Annotated in this window: 14 protein-coding genes; 8 read left to right on the top strand and 6 right to left on the bottom strand. The window is 69.7% G+C overall.

Annotation, left to right across the window (positions count from 1 at the left end; all coding sequences use genetic code 11):
- The first annotated feature begins 48 nt into the window (after positions 1-48).
- A complete protein-coding gene (locus FIU88_RS14410) occupies positions 49-1,332 on the top strand; it encodes a dicarboxylate/amino acid:cation symporter (protein WP_152479678.1) in 1,284 nt (427 codons plus the stop codon).
- A gap of 219 nt (positions 1,333-1,551) precedes the next feature.
- On the opposite strand, the gene FIU88_RS14405 is transcribed toward FIU88_RS14410, so the two are convergent.
- The 5 genes from FIU88_RS14405 to FIU88_RS14385 all read right to left on the bottom strand — a co-directional run bounded on the left by FIU88_RS14405 (position 1,552) and on the right by FIU88_RS14385 (position 4,590).
- Positions 1,552-1,758, bottom strand: coding sequence for a cold-shock protein (locus tag FIU88_RS14405; RefSeq protein ID WP_016853567.1), 207 nt, complete (start codon positions 1,756-1,758; stop codon positions 1,552-1,554).
- A gap of 227 nt (positions 1,759-1,985) precedes the next feature.
- Entirely contained in the window at positions 1,986-2,885 is a 900-nt protein-coding gene (locus FIU88_RS14400; protein ID WP_152479677.1) for an LD-carboxypeptidase, read from the bottom strand.
- A gap of 118 nt (positions 2,886-3,003) precedes the next feature.
- Positions 3,004-3,183, bottom strand: a complete 180-nt coding sequence (locus FIU88_RS14395) for a hypothetical protein (protein WP_152479676.1) — start codon at positions 3,181-3,183, stop codon at positions 3,004-3,006.
- A gap of 112 nt (positions 3,184-3,295) precedes the next feature.
- Positions 3,296-3,616, bottom strand: coding sequence for a hypothetical protein (locus FIU88_RS14390; RefSeq protein ID WP_016853570.1), 321 nt, complete (start codon positions 3,614-3,616; stop codon positions 3,296-3,298).
- A 104-nt stretch (positions 3,617-3,720) separates the two neighbouring features.
- Positions 3,721-4,590 carry a LysR family transcriptional regulator ArgP gene (locus tag FIU88_RS14385; RefSeq protein WP_152479675.1) on the bottom strand — a complete coding sequence of 290 codons (870 nt, stop codon included), beginning with the start codon at positions 4,588-4,590 and terminating at the stop codon, positions 3,721-3,723.
- A 127-nt stretch (positions 4,591-4,717) separates the two neighbouring features.
- Between FIU88_RS14385 and FIU88_RS14380 the strand changes: the two genes are divergently transcribed.
- The 6 genes from FIU88_RS14380 (at position 4,718) to FIU88_RS19340 (ending at position 9,834) form a co-directional block, all read left to right on the top strand.
- Entirely contained in the window at positions 4,718-5,335 is a 618-nt protein-coding gene (locus FIU88_RS14380; protein ID WP_152479674.1) for a LysE/ArgO family amino acid transporter, read from the top strand.
- 189 nt (positions 5,336-5,524) lie between these two features.
- Complete coding sequence (locus FIU88_RS14375) at positions 5,525-6,655, top strand: substrate-binding domain-containing protein (protein ID WP_152479673.1); 1,131 nt, start codon at positions 5,525-5,527, stop codon at positions 6,653-6,655.
- 143 nt (positions 6,656-6,798) lie between these two features.
- Positions 6,799-7,233 (top strand): DUF4399 domain-containing protein, encoded by a 435-nt coding sequence (locus FIU88_RS14370; RefSeq protein WP_016853574.1) that lies wholly within the window; start codon positions 6,799-6,801, stop codon positions 7,231-7,233.
- 211 nt (positions 7,234-7,444) lie between these two features.
- Positions 7,445-8,854 carry an ATP-dependent RNA helicase DbpA gene (dbpA, locus tag FIU88_RS14365; protein WP_152479672.1) on the top strand — a complete coding sequence of 470 codons (1,410 nt, stop codon included), beginning with the start codon at positions 7,445-7,447 and terminating at the stop codon, positions 8,852-8,854.
- 75 nt (positions 8,855-8,929) lie between these two features.
- Complete coding sequence (locus FIU88_RS14360; protein ID WP_152479671.1) at positions 8,930-9,703, top strand: META domain-containing protein; 774 nt, start codon at positions 8,930-8,932, stop codon at positions 9,701-9,703.
- 26 nt (positions 9,704-9,729) lie between these two features.
- Complete coding sequence (locus FIU88_RS19340; RefSeq protein ID WP_216647280.1) at positions 9,730-9,834, top strand: META domain-containing protein; 105 nt, start codon at positions 9,730-9,732, stop codon at positions 9,832-9,834.
- Between the two features lie 233 nt (positions 9,835-10,067).
- On the opposite strand, the gene FIU88_RS14355 is transcribed toward FIU88_RS19340, so the two are convergent.
- On the bottom strand, positions 10,068-10,787 hold the full coding sequence (locus tag FIU88_RS14355) for a YebC/PmpR family DNA-binding transcriptional regulator (protein WP_152479670.1): 720 nt from the start codon (positions 10,785-10,787) through the stop codon (positions 10,068-10,070).
- 137 nt (positions 10,788-10,924) lie between these two features.
- On the opposite strand from FIU88_RS14355, the gene FIU88_RS14350 reads away from it, so the two are divergent.
- Positions 10,925-12,124: a Xaa-Pro peptidase family protein gene (locus tag FIU88_RS14350; RefSeq protein ID WP_152479669.1), complete on the top strand. Its 1,200-nt coding sequence runs from the start codon at positions 10,925-10,927 to the stop codon at positions 12,122-12,124.
- Positions 12,125-12,160 lie beyond the last annotated feature (36 nt).

Here is a 12,160-nt window from a genome sequence, read left to right as displayed (position 1 = left end):
GCCGCGGGCCTAAGGTCCGCGGCGCTTATCGTTTCCGAAGAGGTCAAGATGTCCACTCTCCTGTTTCCCCTGTGGCGCGGCTATCGCGACAGCTCGCTGATCCTGCGCGTCACCATCGCCCTGGTGCTGGGCGCCGTGGTCGGCCTGATCGGCGGCCCGGCCGTCGGCCAGGCGCTGGCCCCGCTGGGCGAGCTGCTGATGCGGCTGTTGAAGTTCATCATCCTGCCCATCGTGCTGTTCACCCTGATGTCCGGCGTCAACCAGGGCCGCGACGGCAGCCTGGGGCGCATCGGGCGCAAGGTGTTCCTCTACTACCTGGTGACCTCGGCGCTGGCGATCGTCGTCGGCCTGGCGGTGGCGAGCCTGCTGTCGCCGGGGGAGGGCATGACGCTCGAGGGCGCCGGCTCGGTGTCGGTACCGGAGAATCCCGGCATCCTCTCGGTGCTGCTCGGCATCGTGCCGACCAACATCGTCGGGGCCTTCGCCGAGCAGAACCTGCTCGGCATCATCTTCACCGCCCTGGTGTTCGGCCTGGCCGTGGCCCGGCTGCGCCAGTCCGAGACCCACGCCGAGCTGGGCGAGCGCCTGCATGGACTGATCGAGGCGCTCAACGCCGCGACCCTCAAGGTGATGAGCGGCATCCTGCACGTGGTGCCGGTGGGCGTGTTCGCCATCGTCGCCGGCACCGTGGCGAAGCAGGGCGTCGGCACGCTGCTGTCGCTGGGCGACATGGTGGTGGTGCTCTACGTGGCACTGGGCGTGCAGCTGCTGGTCTATCTCGGCCTGCTCAAGGGCTTCGGGGTGAGGGCACGCCACTTCTTCCGCGAGGCGCGCACGCCCATGGCCACCGCCTTCGCCACCCAGAGCAGCTCCGGCACCCTGCCGCTGACCCTGGACGCCGCGCGCCGACTGGGGCTGTCCCGCGGGCTCTACGGCTTCAGCCTGCCGCTGGGCGCGACCCTGAACATGGACGGCGCGGCGATTCGCATCGCCATCTCGGCGGTGTTCGCCGCCAACGTGGCGGGCGCGCCGCTGGATCTGGCCAGCATGGCGCAGGTCGTGGTGGTCGGCACGCTGATCTCGGTGGGCACCGCCGGGGTGCCCGGTGCGGGCATCGTGATGATCGCCACGGTGTTCTCCCAGGTCGGCCTGCCGATCGAGGCCGTGGCGCTGTTGACCGCCATCGATGCCCTGGTCGGCATGGGCTGCACGGCGCTGAACGTCACCGGCGACCTGGTCGGCACCGCCGTGATCGGCCGCAGCGAGGGCGAACGCCTGAGCGAGCGGCCCGTCGAGGACGACGAGGCGGCCACGGAAGGCGCCCGCGCGTGAGCGGGGTGGCACGGCACGCTGCCGAGCCGAGTCGCTGAGACGAGAAAACCCGCCATTCGGCGGGTTTTCTCATGCGGCGTCACTCGTCGTCCGGGGCCCGCATGGCGAAAGCGAGGCGAGGGCGCTCGAACGGAACGGAAACGCCACAACGAAAAGGGCCCGCCGAAGCGGGCCCTTTCCTGGTGAACCGAGGCTCACCGGGTCATCGTGATCCGGGGATCAGTCGATGGCCTTGATGTTAGAGGCCTGGAGGCCCTTCTTGCCCTGAGTCACGTCGAAGGAGACCTGTTGGCCTTCCTGCAGGGACTTGAAGCCTTCAGCCTGAATTTCGGAGAAGTGGGCGAACACGTCATCGCTGCCGTCGGACGGAGAAATGAAGCCGAAACCCTTGGAATCGTTGAACCACTTGACGGTACCAGTAGCCATGTATAAATCCTCTCGCGCTAAGCGCCTAGTAAAGTTTCTGGTATTACCCAGGATCAGTAGCGGGTACAACAAGAAATACAATTACAGGCGGTCGAAAGAAATCGATTGCTTCTGGAACCATGCTGCTTGCTCACCAACTGGCGCCACATTGTCACGTCCGGCCGTCCAGGTCAAAGGCTTTCGACGATTATTTTCTCCGCGTGCTCGGCGCACGCCGCCGGTCGGGCTCAGGACGCGATGAGCAGCCTGCCATCGGCGATGCGGCCGGGGGCGCCGTAGCGCCAGGGGCGGTTGTGCAGGCCGTGGCCGCTGGGCAGGCCGGTGTAGAGCGGCAGGCCGAGCGGGGCCAGGGTCTCGGCGACGATGGCCTCGAGCGGCGTGTCGCCGTAGGGCCGGCAGCCCTCGAAGGTGCCCAGGCACACCGCGGCGGCGTGCTCCAGGGCGCCGCCGTGCACCAGCTGCCACAGCGCGCGCTCCAGGCGGTAGTAGGGCTCGCCCACGTCCTCGAGGATCACCAGCGAGCCGGGCGGGGCGCAAAAGCCGGCGGGCGTGCCGATCAGGCTGGCGATGGTGGCGAGGTTGCCGCCGGTGACCGGCCCTTCGAGGCGGGTCGGCGCGTTCGCCCAGGGGGTGAGGGGGTAGTCGAGGGCGGTCGGCCCGGCGATCAGCGCCAGGGTCTCCTCGAACTGGCGGCGCACGATGTCGCGCTCGTCGGCCTCGCCTGTTCCGTCACCCCCGAGCAGGTCGCCGGCGGCCTTGGCCACCGGGCCGTGGATCGCCGGCACGCCGTGGCGGTGGCAGTGGTCCAGCAGCACGGTGACGTCGGAGTAGCCGATCAGCGGCTTGTTCGCCCGGGCCAGGCGGTCCCAGTCGATGCCGTCGACCAGCTGGGCGGCGCCGTAGCCGCCGCGCACCGCCCACACCGCCCGGGTCTCGGGGTCATCGAAGGCGGCATGCAGCCGGGCCAGGCGATGCTCGCGGCTGCCGGCCAGGTAGCGTTCGGGGGCCTGCAGCGGTGCCTCGACGTGAACCTCCACGCCCAGTGTCTCCAGGCCGCGAATGCCGGCATCGATGGCGTCGGGGGCGGTGAAGGACGATGGGGCGATGAGGCTGACGGCGAGCGGCATGCAAGACTCCACGTGGACGATGGGCGCAGCCCGGCATTGTCGGCGGGATGCGGGCGGCTGTCACGGGGCGGCGGCCGTCATGATCGTGGCGTGTGTCGGGGATGAACGCCTCGGAGCCTCAGTCGAGGCGCCTGTCGGGAGGCGTCTCGAGCCGGTCTTCGTGTCGATCTTCGAGCCGATCATCGAGCCGATCTTCGAAAAAGTCGGCCAGGGCCGTCAGGGCGAGGGTCTGGAGCCGAGCGGTGTCGGCCCAGCATTTCAGGACATAGCTGTCGAAGATCGCGGTGGTGGACGGCATGGTGGCGGTCCTCTCGGGGGAGATACCGTCAGTGTAGCTCGTTTTGTTGCAGTGCAGCATGGCGATTCGATGACCGTCGCCGCTCCGCCCATGGCAGGGCGGCGAATCGCGGTCAGGGTTTGGGATCGGTGGCGGCCCGTTCGAAGAGCTCCGCCTTGGCATCGCGCATGATGTCCTCGCAGGCGGCCTGCTGGGTGAGCTCGGTGAGCAGCCCCTGGGCCAGGAGGAAGCCCTTGCCGAGGCAGTCGTCGATGTCTTCCCGGGCCACGGTCGGCTCGGTATGACAGTGGAGCCTGATCGTCCTTCCACCGCCGTCCAGGCGGTCGGCGAGCCGTCTCAGCCGCCAGGCGAGGCGGGTCTTCCAGCTGGCCGATGCTTCCGCGCCTTCGGTCACGCTCAGGGTGCAGCGCCATTCGGGCTTGTAGACCTTCATGCGAACCTCCTTATCGGCTTTGGCTTGGAATGAATGATCGATCGTGGGGCAGGCTCCGTCGGAAGAAGAACACAGCGGCCGGCTCGGGGCCTGGCACCGTCTGCTCAGGTTAGTTGCACCTCGCCCAGCGCGCTCGTCAGTCGTTCCAGCAGCGCGCCGCTGTGGCGCCAGAAGTGCCAGTAGAGCGGCACCTCGAGGCAGTGCGACGGGGCCAGGCTGGCGAGCCGGCCGGCGTCCTCCAGCTCGGCCACCTGGCGCCGCGGCATCATGCCGTAGCCGATGCCGGCGGTGGCCAGGCGCACGAAGCCCTCCGACGAGGGGCAGAGGTGATAGGGAAAGGCGCCGTGATAGCCGCACTGGGCGAGGAAACGGTGCTGCAGCTGGTCGTGGGGGCCGTAGACGATCGCCGGCGCGTGGCGGAAGGCCGCCTCGGTGGGGCCGTCGGGGAAATGGCGGGCGATGTAGGCCGGCGTGGCGAAGGGATGATAGACCATGGTGCCCAGCGGCACGCAGCGGGCCCCGGCGATGGGCTGGTCGCTGGCGCACAGGCAGGCCGCCACCTCGCCGTCGCGCAGCCGCTTGAGGCCCACGTCCTGGTCCTCGATGACCAGGTCGAGCAGCAGCCCTTCCTCGCGGCACAGCTCGGCGACGGTCTCGGCCCACCAGGTGGCCAGGCTGTCGGCGTTGATGGCGATGCGCAGCCGCGGCGAGGCGGCGTCCAGGGTCGGCAGGGCGGTACGCAGGTCGCGCTCCAGCAGCTGCACCTGCTGATAGTGGTTGAGCAGCCGCCGGCCCGCCGGGGTGGGGGCCAGTTGCGGATGGCGGATCAGCACCGGCTGGCCGAGGCGGATCTCCAGCGCCTTGATGCGCTGCGAGACCGCCGACTGGGACAACCCCAGCGTCTCGCCGGCGCGCTCGAAGCCGCCGGTCTCGATCACCGTGGCCAGCGCCTCGAGCAGCTTGTAGTCGATCATAAGAAGAACTGATGCAGTATTAGGAAGATGATTTTTCAGTATAACGCCCCGCGGCTAATCTGGCGCTCACGACGGCCCGGGAATGCCCGGCGCCGTGCCATGTTCATCGGGACGATCGGGAGGATCGATGCTGGAGAGTTATCTGGCCGGGCTGGTGGTGTGCGGCGGGATCATCGTCGCCATCGGTGCACAGAACGCCTACGTGCTGGGGCTTGCCGTGCGGCGCCGCTATCACTGGTGGTCGGCGGGCCTGTGCATGAGCACCGACCTGCTGCTGCTGACCGCGGGCATGTTCGGCATGAGCGCGCTGCTGCTGGCGTTCCCCGGCACCCTGGCGGCGCTGCGCTGGCTGGGCGTGGCCTTCCTCGGCTGGCTGGCCGCCCAGGCGCTGTATCGCGCCGCCGTCGGTCGCGCCGGGCTGGCGGTGGAGCAGGCTCGCGACACCGGCATCGCCCGGGTGCTGCTGGCGACGCTGGCGGTGACGGTGCTCAATCCCCAGGTCTATCTCGATACCCTGCTGCTGATTCCCTCGATCGGCGCCCAGCAGGACAGCGCCGTGGCGTTCGTGGTCGGCGCCGGCAGCGCCTCGATCCTGTGGTTCAGCCTGCTGGCCTGGGGCGGGGCGCTGCTCTCGCCGTGGCTGTCGCGGCCGCTGGCGTGGCGCTGCATCGACGGCGCCATCGGCCTGATGATGGCCGCCATCGCCCTGCAGCTGGTCATCGCCCCGCCCGCGGCCATGGCCTGACGCCGCCGCGCTGTCCCGGCTCGTGCTGGTACACGTTATATAAGCGTTAACTTATTAGATGATGGCGGTCGGTTCGGCGACGTTGCGCGGGTTCCGGCGCGTCGCCACGGCCCGTGTCATGCGCTACAGTGCCCCCTGGTGCCCCGATCGGAGTCGCGGGCGGGGCGGTAACATGACAAGGGGTCGAAGATGGCCGGATGCCAATCGATCGCCCGGTTCGCCGTGCAGCTGGTCGTGCTATGGATGGTGGTGATGCCAGGGGAGTCGGCGCGAGCGGCGAACGACTTCATACGCATCGATGACTACCTGCAGCGCCATCCCGAGCAGCCGGCGCTGATGGCGGACTTCAACGCGCGGGTCCAGGCGCCGGCCCTGCCGCTGACCGCGCCGCCCCGGCGCGAGATCCGCATCGCCGTCATCTATCCCGCCCTGCAGGCCTCGGACTACTGGCGGCGCAGCCTGGCGTCGATGGAGGCCAGGCTGCGCGCGCTGCGCCTTCCCTACCAGCTGAAGATCTACCTGTCGCGGCCGACGGTGGACGTGGACCTGCAGGCCCGGCAGCTGAACACGGCCCTGCAGTGGCGTCCGGACTACCTGATCTTCACCCTCGATACCGTGCCGCATTTGCGCATGATCGAGCGCGTGTTGGCGCTTGGCCGGCCGCGGCTGATCCTGCAGAACATCACCACGCCGCTGGCCGACTGGGAGGACGATCAGCCCTTTCTCTATGTCGGCTTCGACCACGTGCAGGGCACGCGGCTGATCGCCGACTGGATGCTCGAGCGGGCCGGCTACCGGGGCAAGTACATGACGCTGCACTTCTCGTCCGGCTACGTCAGCCGCATGCGCGACGGCACCTTCAACGCCATGGCCGCCCGCCACCCCGAACTGGAGGAGGTGGAGAGCTATGACACCGACGGCGACCCGGAGAAGGCCTATCGGGCCACCCTGCAGACCCTGCAGGAGCATCCCGACCTGAAGATGATCTTCGCCGGCTCTACCGACCTGGCGCTGGCGGCACTGCGGGCGCTGCGCGAGACCGATCGCATGGACGTGCTGCTCAATGGCTGGGGCGGCGGCGCGGCCGAGCTGGAGGCGCTGCAGGACGGTGGCCTGGACGTCACCGCCATGCGCATCAACGACGACAACGGCGTGGCCATGGCCGAGGCGATGCGCCTGGTGATGCTCGATCAGCAGGCCCGGGTGCCGGCGATCTTCGCCGGCGATATCGCGCTGGTGACGCGCGACACGCCGCCCGAGCGCATCGACGAGCTGAGGCGGCGCGCCTTTCGTCTGAGCGAGCCGCCCGACGATGGCTAGCATCGGCCCGCGTGCGTGTCGGTGGTCGGCCCGATGCCTCATGGTTGTTACACTGAAACCGTCACGCTCGCGGATGGCCGCCCGGCAGACATCGGGCGAAGGACCGTCCTGACACTTCAGCCTTCTTCTATCGAGGTATCGCCATGCGTCATTGGTTTGCAGGATGCATCGTCTCGCTGGCCGCCGCGCTGCCGGCCGCCGCCCTGGCCCAGATGGAGCCCATCGCGGCGCCGTCCGACGCCGAGGTCTACTTCATCACGCCCGAGGACGGCGCCACCGTCGAGGGCCCCGTCACCGTGCGCATGGGGCTCGAGGGCATGGGCGTCGCCCCGGCCGGCAACGAGGTGGAGAACACCGGCCACCACCACCTGCTGATCGACACGCCCCTCGACGAGGTGGATCTCACCGCGCCGATGCCTGCCACCGAGCAGACCCGCCACTTCGGCGGCGGCCAGACCCAGACCACGCTGGAGCTGTCGCCCGGCGAGCACACCCTGCAGCTGCTGTTTCTCGACTATCGCCACCTGAGCTTCGAGCCGGTCGTGGCCTCCGAGCCCATCACCATTCACGTGGAGTAGGCGGCGGCGAGGGCGCGCGCGACCCTTCCTCACTGGCCCTGGGGCCGGCGGCTCTTCCGCTTGCCCCGGTGCCGGCCACTTTTTCCCTTGCCCCGAAGCCGGCCACTTTTTCCCTTGCCCCGGGGCCGGCCACTTTTTCCCTTGCCCCGGAGCCGGCAACTGGGTAGCGTCGCCCTCCCGCTTTCATGCCGTTCCAGACAGGTCTCCCTCCGTGACTGATGCCCCTTCCCAGGACGCCGCCACCGGCGCCTTCTCTCGCCTGCCGCTTTCCGCCGAGCTGCTCGCCAACCTCGATTCGCTGGGCTATCGGCAGATGACCCCGGTCCAGGCCGAGAGCCTGCCGGCGATGCTCGACGGACGCGACGTGATCGCCCAGGCCCGGACCGGCTCGGGCAAGACCGCGGCCTTCGGGCTGGGCCTGCTGTCGCGGCTCGTGCCGGCCAGCTTCCGGGTGCAGGGGCTGGTGCTGTGCCCGACCCGAGAGCTCGCCGATCAGGTCGCCGAGGAGCTGCGCCGGCTGGCGCGGGGCCTGCCCAACATCAAGGTGCTGACGCTGTGCGGCGGCGCGCCCCTGGGGCCGCAGCTGGCCTCGCTGGCCCACGGCGCCCATCTCGTCGTCGGTACCCCGGGTCGGGTGGAGGAGCACCTGCGCCGTGGCAGCCTGGCGCTGTCGGACCTCGACACCCTGGTGCTGGACGAGGCCGACCGCATGCTCGACATGGGCTTCCAGGCGACCCTGGAGGCGATCATCGCCGCGACCCCGGAGAGCCGCCGGACCTGGCTGTTCAGCGCCACCTACGGCGACGGCGTGCGCCCGCTGGCCGAGGAGCGCACCCGCGACCCGGTCGCGATCTCGATCGAGGAGCCCCACGACGAGGACACCATCCGCGAGCACTTCTACCGGGTGGCGGACGACGCGGCGCGCTTCGAGGCCCTGCGCCTGCTGCTGCTGCACCGGCGCCCGACCGCCAGCGTGGTGTTCTGCAACACCAAGCAGGAGACCCGCGAGCTGGCCGAGGCGCTGGACCGGGCGGGCATCAGTGCGCTGGCGCTCCACGGCGATCTGGAGCAGAAGGACCGCGACCGGCTGCTGGTGCTGTTCGCCAACCGCAGCGCCTCGGTGCTGGTGGCCACCGACGTGGCGGCCCGGGGGCTGGACATCGCGGCGCTCGACGCGGTGTTCAACTACCGCATCGCCCGGGAGCTCGAGGTGCACGTGCACCGGGTCGGGCGCACCGGCCGGGCCGGCCACCAGGGCGTGGCCTTCACCCTGGTCGGCGAGAACGAGACGCATCGACTGGAACGGCTCGAGGCCTTCCTCGGCCAGACCCTCGAGACCGAGGCGCTGCCGCGCCTGAAGGGCGAGCCGATGCCGCTGCGGGCGCCGATGGCGACCCTGCAGCTCGGCGCCGGCAAGCAGCAGAAGATCCGCCCCGGCGACATCCTCGGCGCCCTCACCGGCGAGGGCGGCCTCGACGGGTCGCGGATCGGCAAGATCAAGGTGCTCGCGCGCAGCACCTATGTCGCCGTCGAGCGCGAGCTGGCCGAGCCCGCCCTGGCGCAGCTGAACGGCGGCCGCCTGAAGGGACGCACCTTCCGCGCCCGCCGCATCAGCGGTTGATGGCCTGACGGCGAACCTTGGGTCATCACGCCGGTCGAAAGCACGCTTTTTGACTCATCAACAGGATGATGGCCCATGAAACGACTCTTTCACTTCTTTTATTTTCTGATCGTGGCGCTGTGGCTGGCAGGATGTGCGGCCGTCGAGCGTTCTCCCCAGGCCGAGGCGGCACTCGGCGAGCTGCCGGCCAGCTATCGCGGCGAGCTGCCCTGTGCCGACTGTGCGGGGATTCGCTACCAGATCTCGCTGTTCCCCGACGGCGTCTACACCCTCTCGTCGGTCTATCTGGGCGACGACGACGGTCGCCGCTTCCATGAGCAGGGCGAGTGGTCGCTGGATGCCAGCGGCGAGACCCTGACGCTGGCGGGCGGCGACGCGGGGCCGCGCCAGTGGCGGGTCGCCGAGGGCGCCGACAGCCTGGAGATGCTCGACCTCGAGGGCAACGCGATCGATTCCTCGCTCAACTACCGCGTGCAGCGCACCGGGCAGTTCGTCAGCGAGACCCTCGAGGACAGCTACTGGAAGCTGATCGAGCTGGGTGGCGAGCCCGTCGACGTGGCCGAGGGCTCGCGCGAACCGCATCTGGTCTTCCACGGCGAGCGGGGCCGGCTGGCCGGCTTCGGCGGCTGCAACCGGCTGACCGGCGAGTACCGTCGCAAGGGCGACGGCATGAGCATCGGCACCGTGGCGAGCACGCGCATGGCCTGCGTGCCGGGCAACGATCTCGAGCCGCGTTTCCTCGCCATGCTCGAACACGTGGCCGGCTATCGGGTGCGGGCCGACCGGCTCGAGCTGCTCGACGCCGAAGGCGAGGTGCTGGCGCGCTTCGAGGTGCGCCATCTGACCTGACGAGCCGTCTCATATTCCGGCTCGCCATGCTCGAACACGTGGCCGGCTATCGGGTGCGGGCCGACCGGCTCGAGCTGCTCGACGCCGAAGGCGAGGTGCTGGCGCGCTTCGAGGTGCGTCACCTGACCTGACGAGCCGTCTCATATTCCGGCTCGCCATGCTCGAGCACGTGGCCGGCTATCGGATGCGGGCCGACCGGCTCGAGCCGCTCGACGCCGAGGGCGAGGTGATCGCCCGCTTCGAGGTGCGCCATCTGACCTGACGCCGGCGTGATCCGCGTCATCAACGACCAGCGGCCGGCTCCCGAGGGAGCCGGCCGCTGTCGTTCCTGCGCTGTCGTGCCTGGCCCTGGGGCCAGGGAGGCTCAGGGCAGCTCGGCGCTGTGGTAGACGTTCTGGACGTCGTCCACGTCGTTGAGCATGTCCAGCAGCTTCTCGAACAGCGCCACGTCGTCGCCTTCCACCGGGGTGGTGACCTGGGGCAGGAACTGGATCTCGTCGGTCTCGAAGTCCAGCTCGCCGAAGGCGTCGATCAGCGCCTGCTTGGCCTTGGCGTACTCGGTGTGCGGCGCGAAGACGGTGATGTGGCCGTCCTCGTTCTCGAGGTCGGTGACGTCGACGTCGGCCTCCATCAGCGCCTCGAGCACGGCCTCCTCGTCGCTGCCCTGGAAGGCCAGGATGGCGCAGTGGTCGAACATGTGGCTGACGCTGCCCGGGGTGCCCAGCTTGCTCTTGGTCTTGGTGAAGCAGGTGCGCACGTCGCCGATGGTGCGGTTCGGGTTGTCGGTCAGGCACTCGACGATGACCATGGCGTTGCCCGGGCCGAAGCCCTCGTAGCGCGCCGGCTCGAAGTCCTCGCCGCCGGCGCCGCTGGCCTTGTCCAGGGCCTTGTCGATCACGTGGGACGGCACCTGGTCCTTCTTGGCGCGCTCGATCAGGCCGCGCAGCGCCAGGTTGCCGTGGGGGTCGACGCCGCCCTGCTTGGCGCAGACGTAGATCTCGCGGCCGTACTTGCTGTAGACCTTGGTCTTGGCGGCGGCCGTCTTGGCCATGGATTCCTTGCGGTTCTGGAAGGCCCTGCCCATTGCGTTTTCCTGTTGCGACTGTTCTCGGCACTGGATTCTACGAGACAGCGGGCGAGGGTGACAGCCCTGATTTTCCCGCCGCCGCCCTGGCGTCTGGCGTCTACACTGGCCCAAGGCCCCCCGCTGGAGTCCGCCGCATGGATCATCACGCCTATCGCCACGCCCTCGCCGAACGCCTGGCCGGCAGCGAACTGCCGGTGCCCGAAGCCGAGCTCGACGCCCGCTGCCGGCGCCTGCGCGAGGCCATGGCCGCGGCCGGCCTGGATGCGCTGCTGCTCACCGATCCCGCCGATCTCTACTATCTCACCGGCTATCACACCTTCGAGGTCTCGGTGCACGCCTGCCTGGTGGTCGATGCCGCGCGCCTGGTGCTGCAGGTGCCGTCCATCGAGACCGGTCCGGCGGTGGTCACCGCCCGGGTCGACGAGGTGCTCGGCTATCGCTGGGAGAGCCCGGAGGAGGTGGTCGCACCGCTGGCCGAGACGCTGGCCCCCCATCGCGCCATCGGCCTCGACCCATTGAGCGCCGGGCTGCGTCACGGCGTGCTGGCGCCGCTGCAGGAGCGGCTCGGCACCGGGCGCTTCCGCGACGACGGCGGGGCGCTGGTCGATGCGCTGCGGCTGGTGAAGAGCCCGTGGGAGCTCGATTGCCTGCGCGAGAGCGCGCGGATCACCGGGCTCGGCATCCGCGCCGCCCGCGAGGTCATCGCCCCCGGCGTCACCGACAACGCGGTGGCGGCGGAGGGCGCCCGGGCGATGCTGGCGGCGGGCAGCGAGTTCATGAGCCTGCAGCCCATCGTCACCGTCGGGCCGCGTTCCGGCACCATCCACGTCAATCACAAGCGGCGCACCATCGGCGCCGGCGAGCCGGTGTTCCTGGAGTTCGGCTCGGCCTTCGAGCGCTACACGGCGCCGATGATGAGCACCGCCGTGGCCGGCCGCGCCGACGATGAGATGCGGGCGCTGCGCGACGCCTGTCGGGCCGCCTTCGAGGCGCTGTGCGCGGCGATGCGGCCGGGCAACACCTTCGACGACGCGGCCCGGGCCGGCGAGGCGGCCATCGCCGGCTTGAACGCGGGGATCGCCGAGCGGGCCTTCTTCTCCGGCGTCTTCGGCTACTCGGTGGGCGCCCAGTTTCCGCCCAGCTGGGTCGAGGGCACCGGCTATCTCGCCCGCGGCCAGGAACGCGAGCTCGAGGCGGACATGGTCTTCCATCTGCCGCTGTGTCTGCGCCTGCCGGGGCGCTTCGGCATCGGCGTGAGCGATACCGTGCGCGTCACCCCGAGCGGGGGCGAGCCGCTCACCGACAATGACTGGCGGCTGCACGAGCGGCCTTGAAGGTCGCGCGGATGCCCCCATTGTGTTTCACGTTAG

It is taken from the genome of Halomonas sp. THAF12, from assembly GCF_009363675.1.
GTDB lineage: Bacteria > Pseudomonadota > Gammaproteobacteria > Pseudomonadales > Halomonadaceae > Halomonas > Halomonas smyrnensis.
The sequence above is the reverse complement of the archived record's forward strand: the minus strand, read 5'-3'. Positions and strand labels throughout refer to the sequence as shown.

Bases quoted from the DNA above. Each gene is read 5' to 3' on its own strand.
- FIU88_RS14410 (WP_152479678.1), top strand. From the start codon at position 49: ATGTCCACTCTCCTGTTTCCCCTGTGGCGCGGCTATCGCGACAGCTCG.
- FIU88_RS14405 (WP_016853567.1), bottom strand. From the start codon at position 1,758: ATGGCTACTGGTACCGTCAAGTGGTTCAACGATTCCAAGGGTTTCGGC.
- FIU88_RS14400 (WP_152479677.1), bottom strand. From the start codon at position 2,885: ATGCCGCTCGCCGTCAGCCTCATCGCCCCATCGTCCTTCACCGCCCCC.
- FIU88_RS14395 (WP_152479676.1), bottom strand. From the start codon at position 3,183: ATGCCGTCCACCACCGCGATCTTCGACAGCTATGTCCTGAAATGCTGG.
- FIU88_RS14390 (WP_016853570.1), bottom strand. From the start codon at position 3,616: ATGAAGGTCTACAAGCCCGAATGGCGCTGCACCCTGAGCGTGACCGAA.
- FIU88_RS14385 (WP_152479675.1), bottom strand. From the start codon at position 4,590: ATGATCGACTACAAGCTGCTCGAGGCGCTGGCCACGGTGATCGAGACC.
- FIU88_RS14380 (WP_152479674.1), top strand. From the start codon at position 4,718: ATGCTGGAGAGTTATCTGGCCGGGCTGGTGGTGTGCGGCGGGATCATC.
- FIU88_RS14375 (WP_152479673.1), top strand. From the start codon at position 5,525: ATGGCCGGATGCCAATCGATCGCCCGGTTCGCCGTGCAGCTGGTCGTG.
- FIU88_RS14370 (WP_016853574.1), top strand. From the start codon at position 6,799: ATGCGTCATTGGTTTGCAGGATGCATCGTCTCGCTGGCCGCCGCGCTG.
- FIU88_RS14360 (WP_152479671.1), top strand. From the start codon at position 8,930: ATGAAACGACTCTTTCACTTCTTTTATTTTCTGATCGTGGCGCTGTGG.
- FIU88_RS19340 (WP_216647280.1), top strand. From the start codon at position 9,730: ATGCTCGAACACGTGGCCGGCTATCGGGTGCGGGCCGACCGGCTCGAG.
- FIU88_RS14355 (WP_152479670.1), bottom strand. From the start codon at position 10,787: ATGGGCAGGGCCTTCCAGAACCGCAAGGAATCCATGGCCAAGACGGCC.
- FIU88_RS14350 (WP_152479669.1), top strand. From the start codon at position 10,925: ATGGATCATCACGCCTATCGCCACGCCCTCGCCGAACGCCTGGCCGGC.